Annotated in this window: 21 protein-coding genes; 9 read left to right on the top strand and 12 right to left on the bottom strand. The window is 37.3% G+C overall.

Features of this window, described 5'->3' with window-relative positions; genetic code table 11:
- Positions 1-43: 43 nt before the first annotated feature.
- Positions 44-1243: an MFS transporter gene (locus BG04_RS15450; RefSeq protein ID WP_034654246.1), complete on the bottom strand. Its 1200-nt coding sequence runs from the start codon at positions 1241-1243 to the stop codon at positions 44-46.
- A 329-nt stretch (positions 1244-1572) separates the two neighbouring features.
- Here BG04_RS15450 and BG04_RS15445 point away from each other — a divergent pair, with 329 nt between their 5' ends.
- From BG04_RS15445 to budA, 6 genes are all read left to right on the top strand, one after another.
- Entirely contained in the window at positions 1573-1941 is a 369-nt protein-coding gene (locus tag BG04_RS15445; RefSeq protein ID WP_013055500.1) for a winged helix-turn-helix transcriptional regulator, read from the top strand.
- An 84-nt stretch (positions 1942-2025) separates the two neighbouring features.
- Positions 2026-2205: a hypothetical protein gene (locus BG04_RS15440; RefSeq protein WP_013055499.1), complete on the top strand. Its 180-nt coding sequence runs from the start codon at positions 2026-2028 to the stop codon at positions 2203-2205.
- Positions 2205-2402, top strand: coding sequence for a YwbE family protein (locus tag BG04_RS15435; protein WP_013055498.1), 198 nt, complete (start codon positions 2205-2207; stop codon positions 2400-2402). Before BG04_RS15440 ends, BG04_RS15435 begins: the two co-directional genes overlap by 1 nt.
- Positions 2403-3272: 870 nt before the next feature.
- Positions 3273-3437 carry an aspartyl-phosphate phosphatase Spo0E family protein gene (locus BG04_RS29770; protein ID WP_014461503.1) on the top strand — a complete coding sequence of 55 codons (165 nt, stop codon included), beginning with the start codon at positions 3273-3275 and terminating at the stop codon, positions 3435-3437.
- A 226-nt stretch (positions 3438-3663) separates the two neighbouring features.
- Positions 3664-5343 (top strand): acetolactate synthase AlsS, encoded by a 1680-nt coding sequence (alsS, locus tag BG04_RS15430; RefSeq protein WP_080743196.1) that lies wholly within the window; start codon positions 3664-3666, stop codon positions 5341-5343.
- Between the two features lie 16 nt (positions 5344-5359).
- Complete coding sequence (gene budA, locus BG04_RS15425; RefSeq protein WP_034654250.1) at positions 5360-6073, top strand: acetolactate decarboxylase; 714 nt, start codon at positions 5360-5362, stop codon at positions 6071-6073.
- A gap of 112 nt (positions 6074-6185) precedes the next feature.
- On the opposite strand, the gene BG04_RS15420 is transcribed toward budA, so the two are convergent.
- From BG04_RS15420 to BG04_RS15395, 6 genes are read right to left on the bottom strand one after another with little or no spacing between them, the layout of a single operon-like run.
- Positions 6186-6608 carry an NUDIX hydrolase gene (locus BG04_RS15420; protein WP_013081823.1) on the bottom strand — a complete coding sequence of 141 codons (423 nt, stop codon included), beginning with the start codon at positions 6606-6608 and terminating at the stop codon, positions 6186-6188.
- A gap of 7 nt (positions 6609-6615) precedes the next feature.
- Positions 6616-8457 carry a 2-aminoethylphosphonate aminotransferase gene (locus BG04_RS15415; RefSeq protein WP_034654252.1) on the bottom strand — a complete coding sequence of 614 codons (1842 nt, stop codon included), beginning with the start codon at positions 8455-8457 and terminating at the stop codon, positions 6616-6618.
- Positions 8450-9580, bottom strand: a complete 1131-nt coding sequence (gene aepY, locus BG04_RS15410) for a phosphonopyruvate decarboxylase (RefSeq protein ID WP_034654254.1) — start codon at positions 9578-9580, stop codon at positions 8450-8452. Before aepY ends, BG04_RS15415 begins: the two co-directional genes overlap by 8 nt.
- Entirely contained in the window at positions 9573-11090 is a 1518-nt protein-coding gene (gene aepX / locus BG04_RS15405; protein ID WP_034654256.1) for a phosphoenolpyruvate mutase, read from the bottom strand. Before aepX ends, aepY begins: the two co-directional genes overlap by 8 nt.
- A 13-nt stretch (positions 11091-11103) precedes the next feature.
- Positions 11104-12513, bottom strand: a complete 1410-nt coding sequence (locus BG04_RS15400) for a Mur ligase family protein (RefSeq protein ID WP_034654257.1) — start codon at positions 12511-12513, stop codon at positions 11104-11106.
- On the bottom strand, positions 12510-15131 hold the full coding sequence (locus BG04_RS15395) for a putative amidoligase domain-containing protein (RefSeq protein ID WP_034654260.1): 2622 nt from the start codon (positions 15129-15131) through the stop codon (positions 12510-12512). Before BG04_RS15395 ends, BG04_RS15400 begins: the two co-directional genes overlap by 4 nt.
- Positions 15132-15376: 245 nt before the next feature.
- Here BG04_RS15395 and BG04_RS15390 point away from each other — a divergent pair, with 245 nt between their 5' ends.
- Positions 15377-16051 carry a hypothetical protein gene (locus BG04_RS15390; protein ID WP_034654263.1) on the top strand — a complete coding sequence of 225 codons (675 nt, stop codon included), beginning with the start codon at positions 15377-15379 and terminating at the stop codon, positions 16049-16051.
- Positions 16052-16054: 3 nt separating this feature from the next.
- Here the strand turns inward: BG04_RS15390 and speE are convergent, their stop codons facing one another.
- Entirely contained in the window at positions 16055-16942 is an 888-nt protein-coding gene (gene speE, locus BG04_RS15385) for a polyamine aminopropyltransferase (protein ID WP_034654266.1), read from the bottom strand.
- 400 nt (positions 16943-17342) lie between these two features.
- On the opposite strand from speE, the gene BG04_RS15380 reads away from it, so the two are divergent.
- Positions 17343-18524, top strand: a complete 1182-nt coding sequence (locus BG04_RS15380) for an MFS transporter (protein ID WP_034654269.1) — start codon at positions 17343-17345, stop codon at positions 18522-18524.
- A gap of 49 nt (positions 18525-18573) precedes the next feature.
- Here BG04_RS15380 and nasC read toward each other — a convergent pair whose 3' ends face one another.
- Positions 18574-20724 (bottom strand): assimilatory nitrate reductase catalytic subunit NasC, encoded by a 2151-nt coding sequence (gene nasC / locus BG04_RS15375; protein ID WP_034654271.1) that lies wholly within the window; start codon positions 20722-20724, stop codon positions 18574-18576.
- 19 nt (positions 20725-20743) lie between these two features.
- Positions 20744-23089, bottom strand: a complete 2346-nt coding sequence (gene nirB, locus BG04_RS15370; protein ID WP_034654272.1) for a nitrite reductase large subunit NirB — start codon at positions 23087-23089, stop codon at positions 20744-20746.
- A gap of 336 nt (positions 23090-23425) precedes the next feature.
- On the opposite strand from nirB, the gene BG04_RS15365 reads away from it, so the two are divergent.
- Positions 23426-23860 (top strand): hypothetical protein, encoded by a 435-nt coding sequence (locus tag BG04_RS15365; RefSeq protein WP_016763097.1) that lies wholly within the window; start codon positions 23426-23428, stop codon positions 23858-23860.
- A gap of 55 nt (positions 23861-23915) precedes the next feature.
- Here the strand turns inward: BG04_RS15365 and lrgB are convergent, their stop codons facing one another.
- Positions 23916-24596, bottom strand: coding sequence for an antiholin-like protein LrgB (gene lrgB, locus BG04_RS15360; RefSeq protein WP_013055484.1), 681 nt, complete (start codon positions 24594-24596; stop codon positions 23916-23918).
- 33 nt (positions 24597-24629) lie between these two features.
- Positions 24630-25064: an antiholin-like murein hydrolase modulator LrgA gene (gene lrgA, locus BG04_RS15355; RefSeq protein WP_034654275.1), complete on the bottom strand. Its 435-nt coding sequence runs from the start codon at positions 25062-25064 to the stop codon at positions 24630-24632.
- Positions 25065-25207 lie beyond the last annotated feature (143 nt).

Genomic DNA, 25207 nt, shown 5'->3' with positions numbered 1-25207 from the left:
TTTATAGCTAAGAGATCATCGCCTTTTGCGATGATCTCTTGTTTTATTTTGCTTTTGCTTCTATTGAGCGGCTCCATGCTGTTAATAAGACCGCTCCTAAAACCATCACTCCTCCAATCCAAGGAGTATGAACAAGACCAATCGAATCAACAATCAGGCCGCCTACAAAAGAACCAATAGCAATTCCAACGTTAAATGCAGCAATATTAAGCGCAGAGGCTACGTTCACTGCTGAAGGAACATACTTTTCAGCTAAGTTCACGACCAGCACTTGAAGTCCAGGTACGTTCATAAATGCCAATAAGCCCATGGCAAAAATCGTAATCGTTCCCGCTACTTTAAACGATGCAGTAAACGATAAAATAACTAAGATAACTGCTTGAATTAGAAACATCCAAAATAATGCTTTTAACGGATTTTTATTCGCAGCTTTTCCTCCGATTGTATTTCCGATGGCTACTGCTACACCGTATACCAGCAGTAAGATACTAACCGCGCTTGGTGCGTATCCTGTTAGTTTTTCAAGAATAGGTGCTAAATACGTATAAGCTACAAACGTTCCGCCATATCCTAAGGCAGTAATAGCAAACGATAGTAAAAGCGGCCCGTTTTTCAAAATTTTCAATTGATCACTAAACTTTGCCGGCGGCGCTTCCTTTAAGTTTTTAGGCACTAAAAGAGCACTTGCAATAATGGCAATAACCCCAAGGAACGCTACTCCCCAAAATGTTGCTCTCCAGCCGAAAGCTTGTCCAATAAATGTACCAAGCGGAACACCTGTAACAGTTGCAACTGTTAAACCTGTAAACATTAAAGCAATGGCACTTGCTCGCTTATCTTCTGGCACTAAATCAGCAGCGATAGTCGCACCGATAGAAAAGAAAATCCCGTGTGAAAATGCAGTAATAATTCGTGCTATAAGCAGCAGCCCAAAGCTTGTTGATAAAGCTGCTACTGAGTTTCCTACGATAAAAATAACCATCAATAGCATCAACAGTGATTTTCTGCTCATTTTACTTGTTAAAGCTGTTAATACGGGAGCTCCAAATGCAACTCCCATTGCGTATCCTGAAATTAATAACCCTGCTAGTGTAATGGAAATATTTAAATCATCTGCAAGCGATGATAATAAACCTACTGGAACAAACTCTGTAGTCCCGATTCCAAAGGCGCTAATAGCTAGCGCTAATAGCGGCAAAGAACCGCTTTTTTTACTTTGTTGTGTTTGTGAAAGTGTGTTCACTTCTTAACGCCTCCTGTTCGTTATGATAACTTCTTCATAATAGCTTCTCTTACGGCTAATTAGCTTAGGTACCTTTCATATATTCGCTAACTCGCCATCAACAATTGTTATTATGAGCGATGTAAAACCAAAGAAAAAGTACGCACTTTCAAGTGATATAGGCACCTGGAGGTTACAATAAGCGTAAATACTAAAGTCATGAACTATTGGGTATTCTAAAAAAATGCTTACACCTAGAAAATTTTGCTCTATAGTGATATGATAAACATCAGAAAAAATGCGAAAACATGCATTTGACCGTTATCTCTAGAACAAGGAGAGTTGTTAACGTGAAAAAATATAATATTCCAGTGGAAGCGGCACTAGAAGTCATTGGAGGCAAGTGGAAAGTCGTTATTCTTTGCCACTTAATTAAAGGGACAAAGCGCCCTGGAGAATTAAAAAGAATTATGCCGCGCGTTACGCAAAAAGTATTAACGCAGCAGCTTCGAGAACTTGAAGCAGACGGCATCATTGTTAGAAAAATGTACAATGAAATGCCGCCTCGAGTAGAATACTCTTTAACAGATTACGGATGGTCTTTAAAAAGCATTCTTGATTCATTATGCTCTTGGGGAGAACATCATATTGAAAAAACGTATCCTGATAAAGAAGCTGTACTTATGCAGCCTGTAGAAGAAGTCACTGTTTCTAATTAAAAAAAGCTGACTATCTAGTCAGCTTTTTCATTCCCTTACTTTCTTTGTTTTTTCAGATGATGTATATATTCAGGAGGAACCCATATGACAGAACAACTTAAAAAGAAAATTAGTCTTCAAGATGCTATCAAACAGCAGCTTGCTAATAAGAAAAATCAATCTTCAAGTAAAGCTCAAAATAGCAGCACCAATCAAGCAACCAAAAAGCTGACGAGTCAACAAACAAAAAAAACGAATAATCAGCGAAAGAGAACAGGTGTATAATGAACGGACAAAATAGAAAAGACGTAGCTCCTGGAATTGAAGTCGACATTGTTTTAAAAGCAGATCAGCGTTCTGGAAAACTTACACACGGAACGGTCAAAGACATTCTGACCAATTCAAGCTTTCACCCACACGGCATCAAAGTCCGTTTAACAGATGGACAAGTCGGACGCATAAAAGAAATTTACCCAAATTAAAAAAGCATGTATTCTACATGCTTTTTTAATTTACACTTCAAATAAATCTACTTATCATTTCCTACTTTTGTTAAAATAAAGAAGCACTGTCGTCCCCTTTCTTTCCCTTGGGAATTCACGCAAGGAAGAAAAAGGTGGTGGATAGTCTGAGACGAATCCTCAAGTCATTTTTCCTAGATGCTGAGAATGTTCAGCTCCTAACGGCTTACGTAGAGCTTTTAGGAGCCATAGTCGCTCTTATTTTGCTATTTTTCCAGTAGTAAAATAAGTAATCACCGGTAAGTATCGTCTAAAAGGTTCTTCATCCATAAGGCTCGTGTGCTGATTGTCTTTAGGGAATCGTGTTTGGCGGCACTTCCCTATAGTAAAAAGACAGCTTCCTTGCAGAAATGGACAAGGTGTAATCAACTACGGCCGATTATGGGTGCGGGACCTTTTTCTTTATTAGTCTATGTCTTTTTTTCACTTCCCATACACAAAAATAAAAAAACCTCCGAGTTGGCGGTCTCGAAGGTTTTTTCTAGTGAATCGTTTTCGACAAATCCTCATCCAGGCTAACAAGGTTCAGATCTAATAAGATTATGTGATGAATTTCTTCACCTTACAAGTTACACTTGTCAAAGCTAAGAATTCATTCGCTTGTTAAGAATAACTGAACGTGCGCTCCAGATTGTCATTTTTCCTAGCCTCAGTATATCATACTTATTGAAAACAGGTAAAAAAAGTGTTCGACAAAGCTTGTTAGCAGCTCTTCACCTATGTCATATTTTTCAAAACAAAAAACATTTTACAAATATGAAGGAATTTCATACTATTAGATAAAAGATAAAACATAGAAGATAGAAGTATTCTGACTTGGAGAGGATTTCAATGAAGCAACCTCAGTTAGAAAAAGAAATTCGAGCCTTACAATCAGATATTTACCAATTAGCTAAAAAAACAAGCAGCTATTCTCACGGTGAGATTTTAAAATTAAGTCAAAAGCTAGATCAAAAAATTGTTAGTTACCAAAAGCTTTTTAACCATACCAAATAAGAGCCGCGTTGGACTTTCACTTGCTATCCCTCAAGTACCATAAACCTACAAATAAAACAGATATGTTTTATTCGCAATAGGTACATCTCTGCTTCCCTAATTAATAGGGAAGTTTTTTATTTAGAAAATTAAAACCTTCTCCTTTCCTTAGGTTAGTTGTCATACAAATTGGGTATCCAATCAGTAGGCCTTAAAACCTATCTAAGAAACATAAAGGAGAGAATGCATGATGAGTAATGCTGATACTGCCGAAACAAAAAAAGGCGCTGACTTACTAGTAGAAAGTTTGGCAAGTCAGAATGTGCCTTATATTTTTGGCATTCCAGGAGCCAAAATTGATGGCGTATTTGATATTTTGAAAGAAAAAGGACCAGAAGTAATTGTTTGCCGCCATGAACAAAATGCTGCGTTTATGGCAGCTGCTATGGGAAGACTGACAGGTACGCCGGGCGTTTGCCTTGTCACATCAGGTCCAGGTGCCGCTAACTTAGCCACTGGCCTTGTGACTGCTACTTCTGAAGGTGACCCAGTGGTAGCCCTAGCAGGAGCCGTTCCAAGAGCAGATCGATTAAAAAAGACGCATCAATCAATGGATAATGAAGGACTATTTAAATCTATCGCCAAATTCAGCGTTGAGGTAGAAGACGCTGCAAACGTTCCAGAAGTGATAACAGACGCCTTTCGCGAAGCTGTTTCTTCTCCTTCAGGAGCATCTTTTGTCAGCTTGCCGCAGGATGTAATGGATAGCGAAACATCAGCTTCCACTCTATCCGTTTTAAAAGCTCCTACGATTGGGACTGCCAATTTAGACGCTGTTGCCCAAGCTATACACACTATTCGCACAGCAAAACTACCTGTCTTGCTTTTAGGTATGAGAGCAAGTAAATCTAAAGCAGTGGAATCAATCCGTCAACTTATAGCAGAACATGACCTTCCTGTGGTGGAAACGTTCCAAGGTGCGGGAGCTGTTTCAAGAGAGCTTGAAACTCACTTTTTTGGGCGAGTAGGTCTTTTTCGCAATCAGCCTGGAGACGTCTTATTGAAGCATGCTGACGTCGTCTTAACAATCGGATATGACCCAGTTGAATACCCTCCTTCTCTTTGGAACTCAGAAAGTCAAAGAAGCATTATTCATTTAGATGATTTACAAGCACAAGCTGACCACCATTATCAGCCGGAAATTGAGTTAGTAGGGGATATTCCAAGCACAATTGACATATTAGCGGATAAACTCCCACATTTAATACGTTCAAAAGAAAGTGCTTCTTTTTTAAAAACGCTAAAAAGTAAACTTGAGCAACCTGACGATCAGTACGAGTTTTCTAATGACACTCACCTTCATCCCCTACAATTAATTGAAGCTCTGCAGAACTTTGTTGAAGATGATACTACCATCACCTGTGACGTTGGTTCGCATTACATATGGATGGCTCGTTATTTTCGTTCCTATGAACCTCAGCATTTACTATTCAGCAACGGTATGCAGACACTAGGTGTTGCTTTGCCTTGGGCTATTTCAGCTGCACTCGTTCGCCCCCATAAAAAAGTTCTGTCCATGTCTGGAGATGGCGGGTTTTTATTTTCAGCTATGGAGCTCGAGACAGCCGTTCGATTAAACTTACCAATTGTTCACATTATCTGGAACGATCAAACCTACGATATGGTTGGCTTTCAACAGCAGATTAAATATGGTCGAAAATCTGCAGTAGAGTTTGGCAGTGTAGACTTTATTACGCTTGCTGAAAGTTTTGGTGCCAAAGGATTTAGAGTTAACTCGCCAGAAGAATTTCCGGACACTCTAGCAAGCGCTTTTCGTGAACAAGGCCCAGTTATCATCGATGTTCCTGTAGATTATAAAGATAATGAAAAATTAAATACACAGCTACTGCCAGATCAAATTAACTGAAAGGACTGAGTAAAGAATGAGCAATAAAGAAAAATTAACGATTCACCAAACTTCCACCATGATCGCTTTATTAGACGGAGTATTTGACGGTGTTGTCACATACAAGGATTTAGCTAAGAAAGGTGATTTCGGCATCGGTACGTTTAATCAATTGGACGGTGAAATGATTGCCTTTGACGGAGAATTTTATCATATTGCTGATGGGAAAGCCGCGCCTATTGGCGAAGATGCAAAAACACCTTTTGCCATTATGACAACCTTTTATGAAGATATCTCTTATCGTGTAGAAAAGGAAATGAATCGTGAACAACTAGAAACCTTAATGAACGAGCTTATTCCTAGCCCGAATTTATTCTATGCAGTTCGCATTGACGGGAAGTTTAAGGAAGTAAAAACGCGCACGGTTGCAAAGCAAGAGAAGCCCTATCCTTCTATGGTAGATGCGGCTGCTGATCAGCCTACATTTACATTTTTAGATGTAAATGGAACCCTAGCAGGTTTTTATACGCCAGAATATTCTTCAGGCATCGGTGTTCCAGGCTACCACCTGCACTTTATTGATGAATATAAAAAAGAAGGGGGACATGTTTTAGATATCTCTGTTCAGGATGTTACAATTCAAATCTGCAAAAAAACGAAATTAAATCTCAATTTATCGGAAACAAGTGAATTTTTAAATGCTAATTTAGAAGACCATGATGTAGAAGAAGAAATTGCGACGGCTGAATAAACAACGATACTTTTACTGATAAAAAAATGCTCATCGTCATGCATGACGATGAGCATTTTTTATTTAATCGCGTTCAGGCTTCATTTCTAGCACAACACAGAAAACCTTCCGCCTATACGTAAAAAGAGCCTGTGTCTTTTAAAACATAGAAAAATGGTATTTCAGTCTCTTTTAGACATCTAGCCATTCGATCCTTAAAGTTATCTAATTTAATTATATTTTTTGCTTCCTCTAACGTAAAATATCCCACATCCTGCGTTTCATTGGAGACAGAAATTTCTCCGCTAATCGCTTTTCCCTTTAATAAAATAACAGTAGTAGATCGTTTAACATCTTGTTCTACTCCTAGAAAGTTGGTCACTTCAATAACAATTCCAGATTCTTCTTTAACTTCTCGTATCCCCGCATCTTTTATTGATTCACCTGCTTCAACAAAACCGCCTGGAAATTCCCATCCCCGTCTATGGTTCTTGACTAGAAGCACGTGATGATCTTGATTTACCACCATAACTGCTACAGCTAATTTTTGATTCAACTTTTTCTCACTCTCCTTTTAGACCGTTAAGATATTGTTCAAGAAGATGAAGAAATCTTTCTATATCTCTATATGTGATATCACCAATATTTGCTATTCGAAACGTTTCTAATTTATCAATTTTCCCAGGATAAATGGTGAATCCTTGTTTATAAAAAAAATCATGCATAATATCAAAATTATACTTTTTATCGGAAGGCTCGAGGATAGAGGTAATAATTTTAGAATGATGTGTTTCAGGAACCAAATAGGTTAACCCAAGTTGAGTAATTCCATCCGTTAAAGTAGTCCATGATTTTGAGTAGCGTTCATATCGTTTCTCAATTCCTTCCCACTGAGTTTCTATAATTGCCTGCTTTAAGGCGTACATAGTCTGAACAGGAGGAGTAAAACGCAATTGTTTATTCATTTGGAAATATCGATACTGATCATATAAATGAAGATAAAGGTTACGAGGCTTTATTTGCTCCGTTTTTTCTAACCGGTCTTTATTTGCTATAACAAACGACACGCCTGCCATTCCTTGAAGGTTCTTATTTGCACTTGCGGCCAGATAGCTTATATTCATTTTTTGCATGTCAATTGGAACAGCTGCATACGAACTCATTGCATCCACAATCATTTCGATATTTTTCACTGCACAAAATTCCCCAATTTTTCCAATATCATTAAGAAGCCCCGTGGAAGTTTCACAGTGAACAAGCGCCAGATAAGAAACGTTCGTTGAAATCTTTTTTATAAAAATTTCTAAGTTGTTCATATCAATAGCCTGCTCGGCGGAGCTTTTATATTCTAAATAATTCAGTCCATAAATTTCAGCGATTTTACACATTCTTTCACCGTATGGACCATTATTGATAATAACAACCGTACCGTTATCAATTACTGAACTTAAAATCGATTCCACTGCCGCCGTTCCAGATCCGCCGAATAATACCGTAGTATACTTTTCTGGATTCCCCACAAATTTTGTTAGTTCAGCAGAGATAAATTCCATCGTCTCTCCAAATTCTTTTTCTCTCGGGCAAATGTCTTCCACTATTTGAGCATATTTGACGGTATCTGTTGTAGTTGCCGGTCCGGGGTTTAGGAGTATACTTCTCTTAACTGGATGCGTAATACCTTCTCGAGCTTTAATAATCGGATAAACAATAGCAGTTGCTCTTGCCCAGTGATCTTCATCATCCACTTCACACCATGCCAAATTATCCAGTTTATGAACATACACATTTGCTTTTTCGGAAATTTTAACGAGGCCATATTCATAATCGATCGTTTGATTAAACTGGAACAGCGTATTTGCTTCATCACAAAGTCTCTGAAATGTAGCATAAGAGAGTTTGGTTAAACCAACTAGTTCTGCATAGATACTATTCAACTCTTCTTTTTGTTTTGACATATTCTTAAGGTTATTATTTTCATCAGCTTCAATATAAACTTCATCGCCAGCACCGTTCAACTTACTTGCTAGTATGACATCTGATCTCGAGTGGTTTACTAATGTTTCCAACGCATTCTTTTCATAAATTACATCTGATTCCAATAGTAAAAAATCTTCTTTAATATAATTTTTAAATTGATACAGCGTAAACAGGCTTCCCGTTGTTTCGTATCTAGAATTATAAACACATTTTATTTGAGGATATCTAACCATTAGCTTTTCATATTCTTCTTTCATATATCCTGTTCCAATAAAAATCGTCTTGACTCCTGCTTTTATTAACTTCGAAATGGAATGTTCAATAATCGATTTTTCATCAATCATCAAAAAACCTTTAGGGCGGTTTCCAGCTCTTTTACGAATCCTGCTCCCCATCCCTGCAGCTAGAATAACAGCTGTTTTAATCATCTAAAAACACCTGCAGTCTTTCTTTGACTTCATAAGGCTTCATTTCAGGACGCCCCAGGTTCTTTTTAGATCCTTTCGCTATTTTAAGATATAAAAACGTTAATTTTTTATCACTTTTCCACTGTTTGATATACGTCTCTAACTCATGTAAGTTATGAACATGAATAGAATTTTGATACCCACAGGAAGAAGCAATATCTACGAAATTAATGTTATGAGAGACCGTATGTTGTCCCCCTGTAGAATCATGGGTTTGATTGTCTAAAAGAATGTGTAATAAATTTGCTGGACAGTAGTATCCGTTGGTTGCTAGATTTCCCATGCGCATAAGCAACGCTCCGTCTCCATCAATTGTAATGATGTTCTTTTCATTTCTGCTCAAAGCTAAGCCTAAACCAATGGAACTAACGCACCCCATAGATCCAACCATATAAAAATTATTTCTTGCGTCTTCTATTTCGTAAAGCTCTCTTCCTGTTTTTCCTGTAGCGGCCAATTGAATAGTATCGTTGTCTTTTAATGAATTAACTACTTGTAATGCCTCATACCTTGAAGGTAACTCGTCGGTTGTTATCTGTTCACTTCTCATTTTAGGAGTAATGTTTTTCATTGATTTTTCTAAAAGCTTAACTGGCTCAAACGTTCCTTTTTTTACAATAAAGAAGTAGCTTTCATTATTTTCAATAGCTTGATTAGCCCGCTGTAATTGTTTTTTAACTTCCGCAAAATCAAAAGAAAAATATTCCCATTTTATTTTCATCGTATTTAGCAGGGCAGGAGTAATTTCTCCCATTAATTCATGCTGCGGTTCATCTGGACATCCAGGTTCTCCGCGAAAACTGACAAATCCAAGGACAGGAATTTTAAACGGATGAATAAGAGAGGTTAAAGGGGAAACAGCATTTGCTAATCCGGAGTTCTGCATTAAAACAACTGCTTTGTTGCCAGCAATTGATGCGCCAGCAGCAATCGCTACCGCTTCTCCTTCGTTTGCTGCTGCAACATATTCACATTCGTTGATAGCATAGTTAATAAGATGTTTAAGATAGGAACAAGGAACCCCGCTATAAAATTGAAAACCTAGTTTTTTTAATTGAGTTCCAAATACGGACGTACTAATCATTTTTCCCACCATCTTTTTGAATCTTTGTATACGTTTCGGTATCTATCCATGACCCCATTGTATATTTAACAGCAACCGGGTGAATTAGATTAACATAATTAAAGAAATCAGAAAACGTGAGCTGAGCAAAATCTTTTCTTTGCGCCAGTTCTTCCAAAGCTTTTTTTACAACCTCAGTGCCTTTTGCGGAAACTTTCCAAAGACCAATGAATTCACCGTGAATGTTGTTAGAGTTTGGATTGCGCGACATTTGAATCAAGTCTACTGTTTTGGAATACAGCTGCTTGGAATAGGGAAGTTTAGCAGTTACATAAGATGTTTGATTCCCTTTTAACTCATAATCAGCTCCTGCTACAATAGTGATATCGCCACTTTCATGAATTAACTCCTCAAAAACATGTGTTTTATATACGATGTTACTATCGCTTATTAAAGTAGCCGTTCCTAACTTATCTCTTGCAGCATAGAGATGATATAATTCCCCTTTATTAGGAAACGCCTTATCTTCCATAGCTTTGTCGGAACCTACTTTTATACTATTTGTCACGCCGACTTTTTTTAACTGATTTATCTGCTCAGTTATCAAAGCTTCATTTGCTGATTCTTTTACCAGAATCATAGCGTTCATGCTATGGTTGGCAGAGCTTAAATAAAGTTTCTCTGCGATGTCTAGCTCTTCAGCTTTTTGAAGACGGAAAACTTCCTCAAGCGGAGAGACATTTTTTTCTACGTTAATCAAGCTTTTATCGTAATAAATCTGAGCGGACGTTTTTTGCATAGCTGTAATGGAAGATCTTAAGTTATGGTTGGCCCAAATGCTCAAGCTAATTCCTAAATCACTAAATTTATCAGTTGGAACTGAATAATATTTGGTTGGAACAATAATAACCGGAAGCCTGTTTCCCCACTCTTTCATAAAAGCTTCAATCTCTGTCATATCTGACCTTTTACTATGAATCAAAACGGCGTCGGTTCCCGCTTGGCGATAAGCTTCTGCACGTTTTAAAGCTTCCTTCAGCCCCCACCCTGCAATAAAAGCTTCTACACGCGATACCACTACAAAATCTTCGTCATTTTGGCTATCTTTCATTGCTTTGATTTTGCCGCAAAATTCATTAATATCTGCAAGCGGCTGTGCTTCACCTTTAATAAATGAGTTTGTTTTTGGAAACAATTTATCTTCAATACATACGCCTGGAATGTCTCGCTGCTCCAATTTCTTAACTAATCTTCTTGCATTATTAAAGTTCCCATAGCCTGTATCACCATCTAGAAGAATTGGAATGGACGTTGCGTCACTCATAAACTCTAAGATGTCTAATACCTGTGTCCATGAAGCCTCATTATTATCTCTTACACCCAGTGCTGCAGATAATGATAGGCCGCTGGCCCATATCCCTTTGAACCCTGCTTCTTCTACAATCTTTGCAGATAGCGCACTGTGAGCCTCCATAATAAACTCTAGCTGTTTACTTTCTATCAACTCTCTTAGCTGTTTAGTCTTCTTCATGTCTATCCTCCTTTTACTCTTCGTTGTCTGGAATAAGTTTATTTCTTAATTCCTTAAAAGTAGGTTTTGTCATAACACGGTGCGTTACTTTTAATAAAATCATTGTATTTTCATTTAAATATGGCGCTAGCACATTGTATACTTCATCACCAGTCTTACAAAAATAGACTTTATTAGGGTCCATTCCACATTTTAAAGCTCCTGTCCCAATAGCTTTTGCTTCTTCTCCTACTACCACTAAAATATCAATCTTTGATTCCGCTGCTTTTTTTCCCATATCTTCATATTGTTTAATTGCATAAGGTCCTTCTCCTAGCTGAGGCATGTAACCTAATAAAGCAATAGATTGTTTCTCTTTTGACATATCACTAAGAACTCCAAGAGCTGTAGCCATCGATAAAGGTGAAGAGTTCCATGTATCATTAATTACCGTACATTCATTCATTCCTCTTTTAAATTCCAAATGTTCTTCTACTTGTTCAAACAAGCTAAGTCTTTGTATGGCAACGGAAATATCAACGCCCACATAAAATACTGCAGCAATGGCAGCCAGTGCATTATACACATTATGTTCACCATATCCAGGGATAAAAGCATCGTATTCTGTGTTTTGGTACTTTAAAGTAAAAGCCATTCCTCCATTAGCATATTTAATATCTTTTGCTTGAAATTGGGAACTACCATTTTTACCTATATATACAACATTTTGAAGGTGCCTAACATCAAGCACTCTCTTAATATTTTCATCATCTGCGTTTAAAATCAAAATGCCGCTGTTTGGATCTAAGCCTTCTACAATTTCGGCTTTTGCTTTCATATATTCTTCAGGTGTTTCACAATCAGCGAGATGGTGCACGCCTATATTTAATAGAATTCGTATTTGTGGCTGAAAGTAGCGACACGCAACTTTTAAATAGCCCGGATAAGCGACAGGCATTTCAAAAACAGCTACTTCTGTCGTATCATCAATACCTGTTAAATAACGTAGATTTACAGACATAGAATTCATACTCATCCACGTAGCTTTCACTTTATAATCTTCAATTAATATTTGTCGGATCATCTCTTTTGTGGTCGTTTTTCCACAAGTTCCTGTAACACCAATAACAGGAAGATCAAAAAGCCCTCGGTAGTATTCGATAAATTTCCAATAAGCCTCTTCTAATTGAGCTGTTTTAACAAGAATAATATTTCCCTCTAAGTTCGTGCACAGCTCAGGGTGATCTGTTATAACGACAATTGAATGATTTTCTTTCCAATACTTCCCTCTAATCGGTTCTCTATCTAAATGAAAGATGAGTGTATGATCCTCTATATCCTTTTTAGCGTAGTTTATAGCATGTTTAATAACAGGATTTCCTGATCCATAACAAAGGTCTCCCCCCGTTTGTTTAAGGATTTCATTTAATGTGAAGTGCTTCATGTTACATCCTCCTTTTCTTCTTCGTAACCAGCCAGTGAAGACGCATAATTAAGCAGACGAATCCCCGCCAAAGTACGCAGCTTGTAGGCTCTAATTTGTGAGAATAGACTATCTGGTTTTGCATTTATTTCAAGTAACTTTATGGAACCGTACTGATCTATACATAAATCTACCGCCAGCTCCCCAAAAGGACCTACTTTCTCCTCTACTGTTGCAACAATATTTTTAGATATTTTAGCTAATTGGTTTATAATGAGCCTTCTGTCTGTTGGATCAGGATATAAACTGTTTAATATTTTGCTGAGGCGCATATTCGTTTCAGAATCTTCCGTTAGCACATCTTCACCGGTGAGACGCGCAACCATACCCGTTCGAAGCCAAATTTGCTTTTCATTTTTTTGCATATAAACCCGTATTTCCAAATTTTTATCTTTATGCTGTTTTCTGCGAATTCCTTCTTGAACAAGATAAGGATTGTTTTTCATCAAAGGAGAGAGCAAAGTAAATAATTCTTCCATATTACTGAATTGATGCAGCTCTTTTTTATTAAGATCGAACCAAAAGATGCCTGTTGGTCGGCGAACGATACGCATGACTCCTTTACTTAAGGCTCCGCCAAGCGGTTTTAAATAAACTTCTCCATAGCTATCAAGCATTTCTGCAATGTCAGCAGAATTTTGTACGAGACGTGACTCTGGAAGAAATTCTTCATATTCTTTCATAAGAAGTTCATATGTTGCCCACTTATCTCCCGTAAGCTGAAACAAATTTGAAGAATTAACAAAAGGAATTTTATAAATCGCCTGGAGTTTTGCCCTTACTTCATCTATTAAAATATTCTTTCTACCATCTATGAAATAACGGTCATAAATAACAGCAGGAAAAGGAAAAAGCCCTTCACCGTTAATGGTTGTTCCTTTAACCAATTTTTTCTCCCAATCAATATCTTCGGGTTCAAACACATATACAAGCATTCGCTTTTCAGTTGCTAAGCGACATAGATGATGGAAATAGGTTGTTTGTCTTTCAAAAGGACGGTTAGCAAGAATGCCAATGATAGGACCTAAAGTTATGATGCCTTCTGAAGCTGATAGCTTGGGGCACCAATCTTTCGGGAGAGATAGTTTATCACGGAGAGATTTAGAGAGTTGAACCATATTTGGATGGCGAAATGAAAAAGGATAAGAATGAACAGTTGCAGTTGATATTGCCTTTCCTGCACTAACAATCGTAGACTGCCCCTCTTTGAGGCCGTATTTTAAACGGAGCTTTTTGGGGATTTGAATAATATGTCCGCGGTCATAGATTTCTTTAGAAATCTTTACATTCCAATTCCTACGAATATCCTTTGATTCATCACAAGGAATTTCTTTTTCTATCATTTCAAATAGAAAAGATAGTTCATTTTGATAGTGTGGATAGCTGGATGTTTTCATAAGATTGGCCTTGATATCTTTCCACATTCGTTTAAGAAAGATTTTATTCCCTTGATAGTAGGCACGCTGCGTAAGTGGATGAAATAAAAATTCGCTTTTTAATTCATGATGATGGGTAGCAACTAGCTGAGCAAGAGCTAAAGTGGAGAGAGTAATTCTAGGGTCGATAATCCAAGAGCTTAAAGTTAAATACTCAAATCCATACGGTTTCTCACGATAGCGTCCAAGGCCTCCATGGTTCGTCTTCCGTCTGAGTTTAGCGGTCTTAGATTCTTCTATCAGCGCTACGGGAATAGCAAGGTAGTGGTCAAGAGCTCTTAATAAGGATAAAGAAAGCGGAATGCCAAAATGAATATGTCCTCCACATTGATACCCTGAAAACGGCATGCTGCCTGCCCGAAAATGAATATTTTCATATGGTACCTGTGCAGATGCTTTTTCTATTAATTTTTGAATATTCTCAAATAGTTCTGTTGATGAATTCGCTTTTTCAGGCCTAACTTCTACTAATGCATACTCACCGCTATCTTGCTCTATTTGTCTTTCATCACAGCCTATCGGACCTTCAACAGAAAAAAAAGTAGAAGCTGGTAGAAGCTCTCCATCACAACTTAACATAAACTCAACGTCAGCACCCATGCTAAAAAGAACACTAGGCTTTAATGGATTTTCTATCCATTCACTTTCTGATGAGTTAATATCTGTGACGATACACTCTCCATTTTCTAATACCCCCATTTTGACAAAGCCGCTTTTAGCTCCCGTTACATAAAGCGCTCGAATGGCTATGCTTACCAACATTTCCGGTACATCCATGCTGTTTATCCGTTCTAATTTCCAGCCGAAGGCTTTTGTTCGAATGGGTATTTCATTAAATACAACGTGTTCACTAGTAACTACTTGTACTGATTTTACGTTCAGCCCTTCCACTTCTAGGAAATATTCTTTGTCTATTGCATACATTTTCGTAAAATAATCATATCCTTCATATATTGCTTGATCCTTTGTATTTACGATGACAATATCTCTTCCGCTATGGTGACCATACTTCCTCCCTATCACTGGATATGAACAGGTTTTGGGGTCAACTAATTCAACAGACGGTACATTATTCAGATTAAGAGTTTGCAACGTCATTTCTTTATCAGATAATATCCCTAACTCTTCTCTCATTGGATCCATTTTAAAGCCTCCTAATTAGAACTTTCTATCGTATTTTGCTACTTTAATGCCCTATAACAATAATCAGCTACTCCTATAGTATGTAACTATACAAAATACTCCTGTACATTTATCTATTTATTTCCACCATCTCTAAAAACTTTTTATGTATGTATTTAACACGTGTAATAATTCACCGATTTTATTTTTACTGCATTTATTATAGAAAGGATAGATTTCAAACGATATAAAAGGAGAAATAGTCAATGACATTAAAATTCATTCATGGAAACTACTTAAAATACAACAAAGGAACTGGTTTTATAAGCTGTCACGTGGATGCACTTCATGCAGAACCACCCGCTGCTGATTTATTTACGGATAAAATTGTAGAAAATTTAGTCAAGAAAACAGGATGTGCAGGAATCGTTAGTACGATTTCCAGAACCATAGCAGATTTAAATAGAAATCTAAATGAAACAAACCATGAGGGGATACATGAATATAGAAGCACAATCAAAGAAATTATTAAATCTTTAAAAATAATAGATAGTAATAATTTCCTTTTAACACCCTATTTGCATTTATCTTTTCATGGAATGAAGGACACACATTACGGGCCTCATGCAATTGAAGTGGGGACTTTATATGGACAATCTTGCTCAAAGGAAGTTAAAGATTGGTTCCAACAGGAGCTGACTAAAAAATCTGAAGATTCGTTCCCGAAAATCCATGTAATATTTGATAATAAATTTGTTGGAAACGAATCAATTGCCTTTCACAGACAAGGTGACAATAGCGGCTATCTAGGTTACAGTCATAATTTTAATACATTTCAAATTGAATTATCCCGGACTCTGCGCAGCAAACACAGAACTACTATAACGAAGATATTTTCCGAGATTATTGATGACTTTCAACAAACATTCGTCGCTACTTAGTTTTTAGGAATCTTTTCCGTCTACTATTTCTTTTATATATTTAGGTAAAACAAATGATGCACGGAAAATTTCAGGATCAATATATTGAGTATCTGTATGCTGTAGCTTCGTCAAATCGGCCTGAAGAGGATCCATTTTTTTAGAAGCAATCGTAAAACTCCAAATGCCGCAAGGGAAAAGAGGTATAGTCACTAAATATGTGCGGACAATTGGAAATAGCTCCTTTAAATTTTTAATTGTGCCTTGTAATGTAGAAGTATTGTAGTAAGGAGATCCTGATTGAAAAACAACCACGCCATCATCCTTAAGGCTGTTGTAGACATATTGATAAAAATCAGGTTGAAATAGTTTTTTTCCCGGTCCAACAGGGTCAGGCCGATCAATTATGAGAACATCATAAACTCCCTTTTGTTCTTGAATCCAATCTATTCCATCGCGATGTATCATATTGAGCCTAGTTTCACCATCATAACAAGAAGCCGGAGTTAGCCATGTGCGGCAGATTTCTGTAACTTTTGGATCGATTTCGACTACATCAATTTGTTGAATTCCGTCATACTTCATGGCCTCCCGTGCAGGACCACAGTCTCCTCCGCCAATCATCGCAACTTTTTTAGGATTTGAATGCGTTATAATCGGCACATGGCTAATCATTTCATTATAAATAAACCCTTCTCCTGTTGAAATTTGTGGAGTACCATCTAGCACCAACATTTTCCCATACCATTTTGTATCCACAATACTGATTTGTTGATAGGAAGATTGCTCATAGTGAAGCAGACTTTTTACTTTATACCCCATTTTCACTCTAGCCTGTCCAACGTAACTCCATATCCAGAGAACTCCATTATCATCCTTTTTATAACCTGAAAGAGGATGCTTTTCTGTCACTTTTTCCACCTTCTATTTCAAAAATTTGTGTTCTATATAAAATATGAATTATTTTTTATTTCGCTATAATTCGATAGCACAAATTTATAGATGCTTACTCTATTAATCTCTTCTAATTTCAATTTTCCTTCCATTCTTTCGACAATATTTCTACTTACTGTTTCTTTCAAAGCTTTTTAACCGTTTCTTCATCAGCACTTAGATAGAGTGTAAGTGTAAGTGTAAGTCTAAGTGTAAGTGTAAGTCTAAGTTATCTCTCCACTTTTATCTGGGTCCGCTCTTCAGTAAAAGTACGGAAGAAAACCTAACACAGAATGATACATAAGAAAGAAAGCGTAGTATCATAATTACCATATTGCAACAGCTTTACGCTGGATATAAAAAAGGAGGTTTTTAAGTAATGTTTTCTAAACGGCCCTTATCTGTACTTCTTATCTCGACTTTATCTATGATTATTGCTTTTTCAGTATGGTCTGTCTTCGCACCTATCGCTGCAGATATTCAAGTAATGTATTCATTAACCAATGCTGAAAAAAGTGTCTTAATTGCCACTCCCGTCTTATTAGGTTCCCTCATGCGAATCCCGATGGGGATTTTAACAGATCGCTTCGGGGGAAGAAAAGTCTATTCTTTGACTATGCTGGCTCTTTTACTCCCTACCATTTGTGCAGGCTTTACTCATTCTTATTCTATGCTGCTCTTTTGGGCATTTTTTATCGGCATGGCTGGAACAACATTTGCTATTTCCATTACCTATGTCTCTAAATGGTATTCACCTCAAAAGCAAGGTTTTATTTTAGGAATTGCTGGGATGGGCAACTTAGGATCGGCGGTAGCAAGCTTTAGTATTCCACTTATCTTTTTTTCTTTTGGCTTGCCTTGGGTATTTTGGAGTTTAGCAATTGCGGTAGCCTTAATGGCTCTTTTATTATGGGTAGGAACTTCAGACCACCCTTCTGTTGCTTCCCCCAAAACGCTGCAGGAATCTTTATCGGTATTAAAATTTAAAGAAACGTGGTTTTTATCCATTTTCTATTTTTTAACATTTGGTGGATTTGTAACGTTCAGCATCTATCTTCCTACCATTTTGCATGATCAATTTAACGCTTCAACTGTAGACAGTGGACTGAAAACAGCTGTATTTGTTGTGCTAGCAACGTTTGTACGGCCTCTTGGAGGATATTTATCGGATGTCTTCGGAGCAAAAAAAGTACTCACCTTCGTCTTTACCGCAATGCTACTAATAGGGTTATTTATTGCATTTACCATCACTGCCTTCTCCCTATTTAGCGTAGGTTGTTTACTTGCAGCCATTACTCTTGGTATCGGAAATGGAGCTGTTTTTAAAATGGTTCCATCTGTTTCAACAGGAAATATTGGAGCTGTTACCGGGATCGTAGGAGCATTCGGAGGAGTAGGCGGCTTCTTTCCCCCTATTGTGCTAGGCTTTATAAAAGATACAAGCGGAGATTACGTTGTTGGTTTTTCCTTACTAGCGCTTTTTGCCCTATTCTGTCTCTTACTAAATTATTCTGGATTCAAAAAACAAAATGTACGTATTAACCAAAAGCACCTTGCCTGATTCCATGCAAAAAGCCTCTTTTTTCAAGAGGCTTTTTGCATCAGCATTTTTAATAGCTGTTTCTTTTTACAGAAGGGCTAATCTTCACAGCACTTACTTTAAACCCCGGCATCTTACAGGCGGGATCTAATTTCTCAGAAACAAGGTTATTAACATTTTGAGAATCCGCCCAGTGAAAAGGAACAAATACGGTATCTGGCCGAATGCCCTCTGAAAATTTGCTTCTTACCACAATCCTTCCATATGAAGATTCAATTTGTACTAATTCTTGATTCAAAATTTCATATTTTTTCGCTGTTAACGGGTGGATTTCCATAAAAGATTCGAAATTTCTAGCAGATAAAGACGCACTTTTTCGCGTTTGCACACCCGTTAAATAGTGCGACATCACTCTCCCCGTTGTTAAATAGAGAGGATATTTTTCCGTTATTTTTGCTTTAGGTACAATAGCTTGATTCGAGACAGGGACCATCATCGCTTTTCCATCACTATGAGCAAAACGCGTTTCAAACAGGCGCTCGGTTCCTTTATCTGTTAAGCTTCTGCATGGCCATAAAATTCCTTTTTCCTCTCGTAATCGTTCGTACGTAATACCAGAGTAATCCGCGATCCCTCCTTTACTTGCTATTCGCAGTTCATTAAATATTTCTTCAGCTGATGAAAATGAAAAATGCTCCTCTTTCCCTAAAGCTTTAGCAATTTCACATAGTATTTCCCAGTCGTGTTTGATTTCGCCGCCGCATGGAAAGCTAGCTTCGCGTAATGTAACTCTTCCCTCTACATTTGTCATGGTTCCTTCATCTTCCAAGTAGGAAGATGCTGGTAAGATCAAGTTTGCTAATTTTGCCGTTTCTGATTCAAACATATCTGCTACCACTAGAAATTCAAGCTTTTCAAAAGCCTTCTTAACAAAATTAGCATTTGGATTTGAAACTGTTGGATTTGAACACATCAAAAACAGCCCTTTAATCTCACCATCATGAATTTTTTCAATCATCTCATATGCAGAAACACCTTTTCTAGGAAGATCTTTCTCCTCTATGTTCCACACATCTGCTATATACATCCGGTGCTCATGATTTTCGATTGAACGGTAGCCTGGAAGCTGATCCGCTTTTTGACCATGCTCCCGGGCTCCTTGCCCATTTCCTTGACCGGTAATAGCCCCATATCCGCAGCGAGGTTTACCGATTTTCCCAACAGAAAGTAGAATATTCAAAAAATTCTGCACCGCAGCACTTCCGTCTGTTTGCTGCTCTACCCCTCTAGCAGTAAAAATCATTCCCGTTTTTCTTTGACCAAACATACGGGCAGCTTGGTACATCTCTTCAAGTGGCACTCCCGTTATTTCTTCAATGATATTAAATTCTAGAGACGCCACATATTGAATTACTTCTTCAAATCCATTGACACGTTCTTGTAGAAATCGTTCATCTAGATAATTTTCTTCGATAAGGATCTTCAAGATTCCATTGGCTAATGCCGCATCGCTCCCCGGCTTAAGTTTCAAGTGTAAATCAGCTATTTTAGTTGTAGCGGTTTCTCTTGGATCAATTGCAATAATAAAGGCTCCGTTTTCTTTTGCTTTCTCAAAATAAGGCATAATCGTTGGCTGACATTCCGCAATATTTGTTCCAGCTAACATAATACATTCAGTAAACGGAATCTCCTGCAAGCTATTCGTAAATCCTCGGTCCATGCCAAATGTTTTACTAGCAGCAGAAGCAGCAGCCGACATACATAAGCGTCCATTGTAATCAATATACTTTGTTTTTAACGCAACTCGAGCAAATTTCCCTAATAAGTAAGCTTCTTCATTTGTAATAGAGGCACTTCCATAAACACCTAGCGCATCTGCTCCATTCTTCTCTTGAATCTCTGCAACGTTTTCCTTAATATAGTGAAGAGCTTCTTTCCAAGAAATCTTTACAAACTCTCCGTTTACTTTTAATAAAGGATATTGAATCCGATCTTTATGCAAAGGATGCTGATGCGCATTCATTCCTTTGATACATAACCTTCCTTGAGAAGTAGGGTTGTCTGTTCCAATTGTTTTATACGTTTTCCTTTTTACATGTGTTTGTTCAACTAGCTGCATTTTGCACTGCATGCTGCAGTAAGGACACTGAGTATTATAGATACGCTCGGTTTCAACTTGCTTTTGCTGCTCACGAAAATATTTCAATAGCATCTCAGTCATCGTAGGTCACCCTTCTTTCCTATAATAAATATGTGATTGCACGAGAGCGCTCTGAACTGAGCTGCTTCATTAAATACTCTCGATTGTCTACCTCAAACAAAACTTCTCTGACATGAACAATTCCTACTCGCTCGATCCAGCTCCCGACGGTTTCCAAATAGTTCCCCGTTTCACGGTAATATTGAATCAAAGAACAGCTGATTTCTACTGCTTCTTCGTTCGTTTCGGCCACATAAAACAGCTCCCCGCTTCTGGCTTCTGCGCTGCTTCCGCCGACATATATTTCCCATCCTCTGTCTATTCTTCTTAATCCTATATCACTTGTTGTTACATTCTCTGCAATGTGAGAACACGAAGCAATACTGATTTTGATATCACATGGGGTCTTTACATATTCAAGCTGTTTATCTAATTCATTTGATAAAGCAAGAGCAGGTTCATACTGACAAATACACGTTCCTTTTCCTATATAAACAGATACATTTTTAACTGTACGTTCATATAGCTGCTGAAGTCCTCTATCTATTTCCTCACTTACCAACGGAAGATATTCTTTTTTCACTCCAATAAGTTGAATGCGCTGATCACTTGTTAAACGAATATTAGAGATGTTGTACCTTTCAGCTACATTTGCTATGTTCCTTAATTCCTGTACATTTGTCAGACCACCGTGAATTTGCGGTACCACTGCATAAGTCCCATCGTGAAGCAAAACGGCCTGTTCATTCTCTGTAGTAAATAAAGAATGTCGATTGTTTTCATAATGAGGATTCATCATATCTAAATAGTAATGAAGACCGCCTTCACATAACGAACAGCCTTTCATGTCTTTAAACTTTAATATTTCTCTTACTTGCTGAACCGTCTCAAATTGATATTGCTGCATTTCTCTTACCAGCTCATCTTCTGATAAATGTGTACATGTACAAAAGGTTTTTTGTTCAATGATTTCATCAAACTCATCGCTTTGAATATATGTTAAAAGATCTGTTACAAGGGGTTTGCATCCTCCGCATGAACCAGAAGCTTTCGTGCAATTTTTTATTTCATCCACTGTCGTTAAATCATTTTTCTGTACTGCTTCAATAATGGCTCCCTTTGTTACACCGTTACAGTTGCATACAATATCTGTAAGTGGCATAGAAGTTACTGCATTCTCTTTTTCATGTTGAGAAGGAAATAATTGTACTTTTTCCGCTTGCGACAAATCCTTTTTTTCATTAATCATTTGTGATAGCTTTATAGCCTCACTGGTATCTCCAAAAAGAACAGCTCCCACTATTTTCCCCTTGCGAAAAACGACTTTTTTGTATATACCATCTAACATATTCGAAATCGTAATGGCTTTTGTACCTTGATTTTCCTTGAACTCTCCGACTGAGTAAACGTCTATTCCTGATATTTTTAATTGAGTGGAAAGAACGGACCCGCGATAACCATCGTTTTTTATTTGGCAAAGGTGTCGTGCTAAGACTTTTCCTTGTTCGTAAAGAGGAGCAACAAGGCCGTATGTCATCCCTCGATGTTCCGCGCATTCACCTACTGCATAGATATCCGGGGTGCTCGTTTCTAAATAATCATTTACGATGATTGCTCTATTTGTTTCTATTCCACTTTTTTTAGCTAGATTAACATTTGGCCTCACTCCTGTAGCCATTACAACTAAATCAGCTGCAATTTTGCTGCTATCGTTAAATCGGACGCCTTCTGCTCGATTTCCCCCTATAATCTCATCCGTATGTTTGTTTAATAGAAAACTCATGCCTTGCTTTTCTAATTCTTCTCTTAACATAGCAGATGCTGCTCTGTCTAACTGTCGCTCCATTAAGAAACCCGAATGATGAATGACTTGAACATCCATTCCCAAATTTAATAGTCCTCTAGCAGCTTCCAGCCCTAACAGACCCCCTCCAATAACCGCTGCTTTTTTATACTGTTTAGAAATTTTAATCATTTCCTGACAGTCTTCGATGGTACGAAAACCGAGGACACCTTCTTTGTCAGACCCTTTAACGGGGAGCATATACGGGCTCGAACCAGTAGCAAGAATAAGCTTGTCGTACATCGTCTCTCTGTTTTTATCTGTTTTTATTATTTTTCTCTTGGTGTCTATGTGCGTAACGCTTTCTCCTTTAAATAAAGTAATATTATTTTCCTTATACCATGCTAAAGAATGAATATTGATATCTTCAAGCTTTGTACTGCCTTGTAAAACGGTTGATAATAAAATTCGATTATAGTTAACGTGAGGCTCACTTCCAAAAACAGTAATATCAAAACAATCTGGAGAATGAATAAGAATTTCTTCAATACAGCGCATTCCTGCCATTCCATTTCCGATTAATATTAGCTTTTGTTTCGTCATATAAAAACCTCCAACACATAGATTCAGACCGTAAAATATACAGTTTTTATTATTTCATAAACTTCTCTAAAAGAAATGAACCTTGTTATAACTTCTAACATTAAAATCTGTTTAAAGCTTATGAATACGCCGATATCATTCGTTGAAAGCAAGCTTTTATATAGAAGATTAATATGCTTTAAAAAGGGGTAGAAAAAAGGATGCTATGCTTATATCACCTTTCCCTACGCCTTATAAGTAATCTATATAAAATTTTGTTATCTTCTTTTTGCCTACTGTTTATTTATTTTGAAATCAATTATGATAAAAAAAGAGTCTGAATTGGAGGTTTAAAACATGTCAATAACCGTTCACGCCACTCAGTGGATTCATTTTCAAATTAAATTGTATAACCTTCATTCCAAAACGAGATCGCTTAAAGATCAAAAACTAGAATTACCTCTGCCAGAATTCCATCAAAACCTAATCATATTTACATCAGCAGCTCATCATGGCCTTACGTTTGGATATCAAGCCATTCAATGGGATACACCCTATACTTCCTGTCCGATTTACATAGAGCATCAGTCTATTCCATGGTCCACTTTAGAACAACGTTCCCATAAGCACATAACCGAACATATTACAGCTATTTTCTTGGAGACAATGTTTTATAGACAAAGTCAATTCAAACAATGTCAATTTTGTTTTGAATTTATCATTCCTGAGAGTCTTTTTGACCATACAACCTGTCAAAACTGCGCATCACGACATTTTGGAGTGGTGTATTAATTAACAAACAAAAGCCTGAAGGAGTCAGAAAATCTCTGACTCCTTCAGGCTTTTGTTACATGACTAGCTGAACAAAAAGTGGAATAACGGCAACTGTGACGACGCCTACAATAACAACTGCAATACTTGCCATAGCTGCCTCTACTTCTCCCATTTCAATCCCTACGGCTACTCCTAGCGCATGCCCAGAAGTTCCAAGAGCTAATCCTTTCGAAATTGGATTCTTCACCTTGAATACTTTTAAAAATAAAGCGCCCAGCGCATATACGATGACTGCATTAAAAATAACAGCAAAGGAAGTAATAGCAGGAATCCCTCCAATATCTTGAGACAATGGCAGCGCAATCGCTGTTGTAGCTGCTTGTGGAAGCATTGATTTCATCACAACTTCATCCATATGAATACCTTTAGCAATCGCAAAAATAATCGCTACCGAACAAACTGACCCTACCGCAATAGAAGAAAGAATTTGCCACCAGTACTTTTTTAATTTATCGGCTTGCTTATATAAAGGGATGGCAAAAGCAATTGTTGCCGGTTCTAAAAAGAAGCTGATAATCTTCCCCCCGCTGCTATATTCCTCATAAGAAAAATGACCAATTTTCAAAAAAGCAATTCCGAGTACCATTGCCACAAATAAAGGAGTAAATAAGAAAAAACCTTTTGACTTTTTAAATAAATACGTTCCAATGCCGTACGCAGCTAAAGAAACCACGATTCCAAAATACGGATTCATCTTTCCAACCACCTTGTCTCTTTATAATTGATGTTAAGCAATACCTTGTTTTTTCGTTTTTTCACTCATATCTACATCTTTTATTTCTTCTTTTGCTTTATTATCTTTTGTCATGCCAAGTATAAGCTGTGAAAATAAGCCTGTAACGCCTAACAAAATAATCGTTGCCACGATGATAACTAAACAAATTTGAATGCCGTACTGCTGCATAATACCTAATGAATTCATAACAGAAATACCTGCTGGTACAAATAAAAATCCGATCAAAGAAGTTAAAGCCGTTCCCAGTGATTCAACTTGCTCTAGTTTAATAATCTTCAAGCAGAGTGCAAGAAATAGCAGCACAAGTCCAATGACTGAAGCAGGCATTGGAAAAGGCAAATGCTCTGCAATAAAATCTGAAATCAACATAATTACGGAAAAAATAAATGCTTGTGTTAAGAAGCCATACACTTTTTTAGCACTCATTTCTTTCACCTCTCTCTGTTTGTTGACTTCATTATATAAAATGAAAATCGACAAGAAAGCGTTTTCAAATTAAAGAGTCAAATATTTGTGCTCACTTACAAAAATCGAGCCTTGAAATGCAAAAAAAAGCTTGCCAAAATGCA

Source organism: Priestia megaterium NBRC 15308 = ATCC 14581 (genome assembly GCF_000832985.1).
GTDB classification, from domain to species: Bacteria; Bacillota; Bacilli; order Bacillales; family Bacillaceae_H; genus Priestia; species Priestia megaterium.
This window is presented reverse-complemented; position numbering and strand designations above follow the sequence as displayed.

Bases quoted from the DNA above. Each gene is read 5' to 3' on its own strand.
- BG04_RS15440 (WP_013055499.1), top strand. From the start codon at position 2,026: ATGACAGAACAACTTAAAAAGAAAATTAGTCTTCAAGATGCTATCAAA.
- BG04_RS15435 (WP_013055498.1), top strand. From the start codon at position 2,205: ATGAACGGACAAAATAGAAAAGACGTAGCTCCTGGAATTGAAGTCGAC.
- BG04_RS29770 (WP_014461503.1), top strand. From the start codon at position 3,273: ATGAAGCAACCTCAGTTAGAAAAAGAAATTCGAGCCTTACAATCAGAT.
- alsS (WP_080743196.1), top strand. From the start codon at position 3,664: ATGATGAGTAATGCTGATACTGCCGAAACAAAAAAAGGCGCTGACTTA.
- budA (WP_034654250.1), top strand. From the start codon at position 5,360: ATGAGCAATAAAGAAAAATTAACGATTCACCAAACTTCCACCATGATC.
- BG04_RS15415 (WP_034654252.1), bottom strand. From the start codon at position 8,457: ATGATTAAAACAGCTGTTATTCTAGCTGCAGGGATGGGGAGCAGGATT.
- aepY (WP_034654254.1), bottom strand. From the start codon at position 9,580: ATGATTAGTACGTCCGTATTTGGAACTCAATTAAAAAAACTAGGTTTT.
- aepX (WP_034654256.1), bottom strand. From the start codon at position 11,090: ATGAAGAAGACTAAACAGCTAAGAGAGTTGATAGAAAGTAAACAGCTA.
- BG04_RS15400 (WP_034654257.1), bottom strand. From the start codon at position 12,513: ATGAAGCACTTCACATTAAATGAAATCCTTAAACAAACGGGGGGAGAC.
- BG04_RS15395 (WP_034654260.1), bottom strand. From the start codon at position 15,131: ATGGATCCAATGAGAGAAGAGTTAGGGATATTATCTGATAAAGAAATG.
- BG04_RS15390 (WP_034654263.1), top strand. From the start codon at position 15,377: ATGACATTAAAATTCATTCATGGAAACTACTTAAAATACAACAAAGGA.
- BG04_RS15380 (WP_034654269.1), top strand. From the start codon at position 17,343: ATGTTTTCTAAACGGCCCTTATCTGTACTTCTTATCTCGACTTTATCT.
- nasC (WP_034654271.1), bottom strand. From the start codon at position 20,724: ATGACTGAGATGCTATTGAAATATTTTCGTGAGCAGCAAAAGCAAGTT.
- nirB (WP_034654272.1), bottom strand. From the start codon at position 23,089: ATGACGAAACAAAAGCTAATATTAATCGGAAATGGAATGGCAGGAATG.
- BG04_RS15365 (WP_016763097.1), top strand. From the start codon at position 23,426: ATGTCAATAACCGTTCACGCCACTCAGTGGATTCATTTTCAAATTAAA.
- lrgB (WP_013055484.1), bottom strand. From the start codon at position 24,596: ATGAATCCGTATTTTGGAATCGTGGTTTCTTTAGCTGCGTACGGCATT.
- lrgA (WP_034654275.1), bottom strand. From the start codon at position 25,064: ATGAGTGCTAAAAAAGTGTATGGCTTCTTAACACAAGCATTTATTTTT.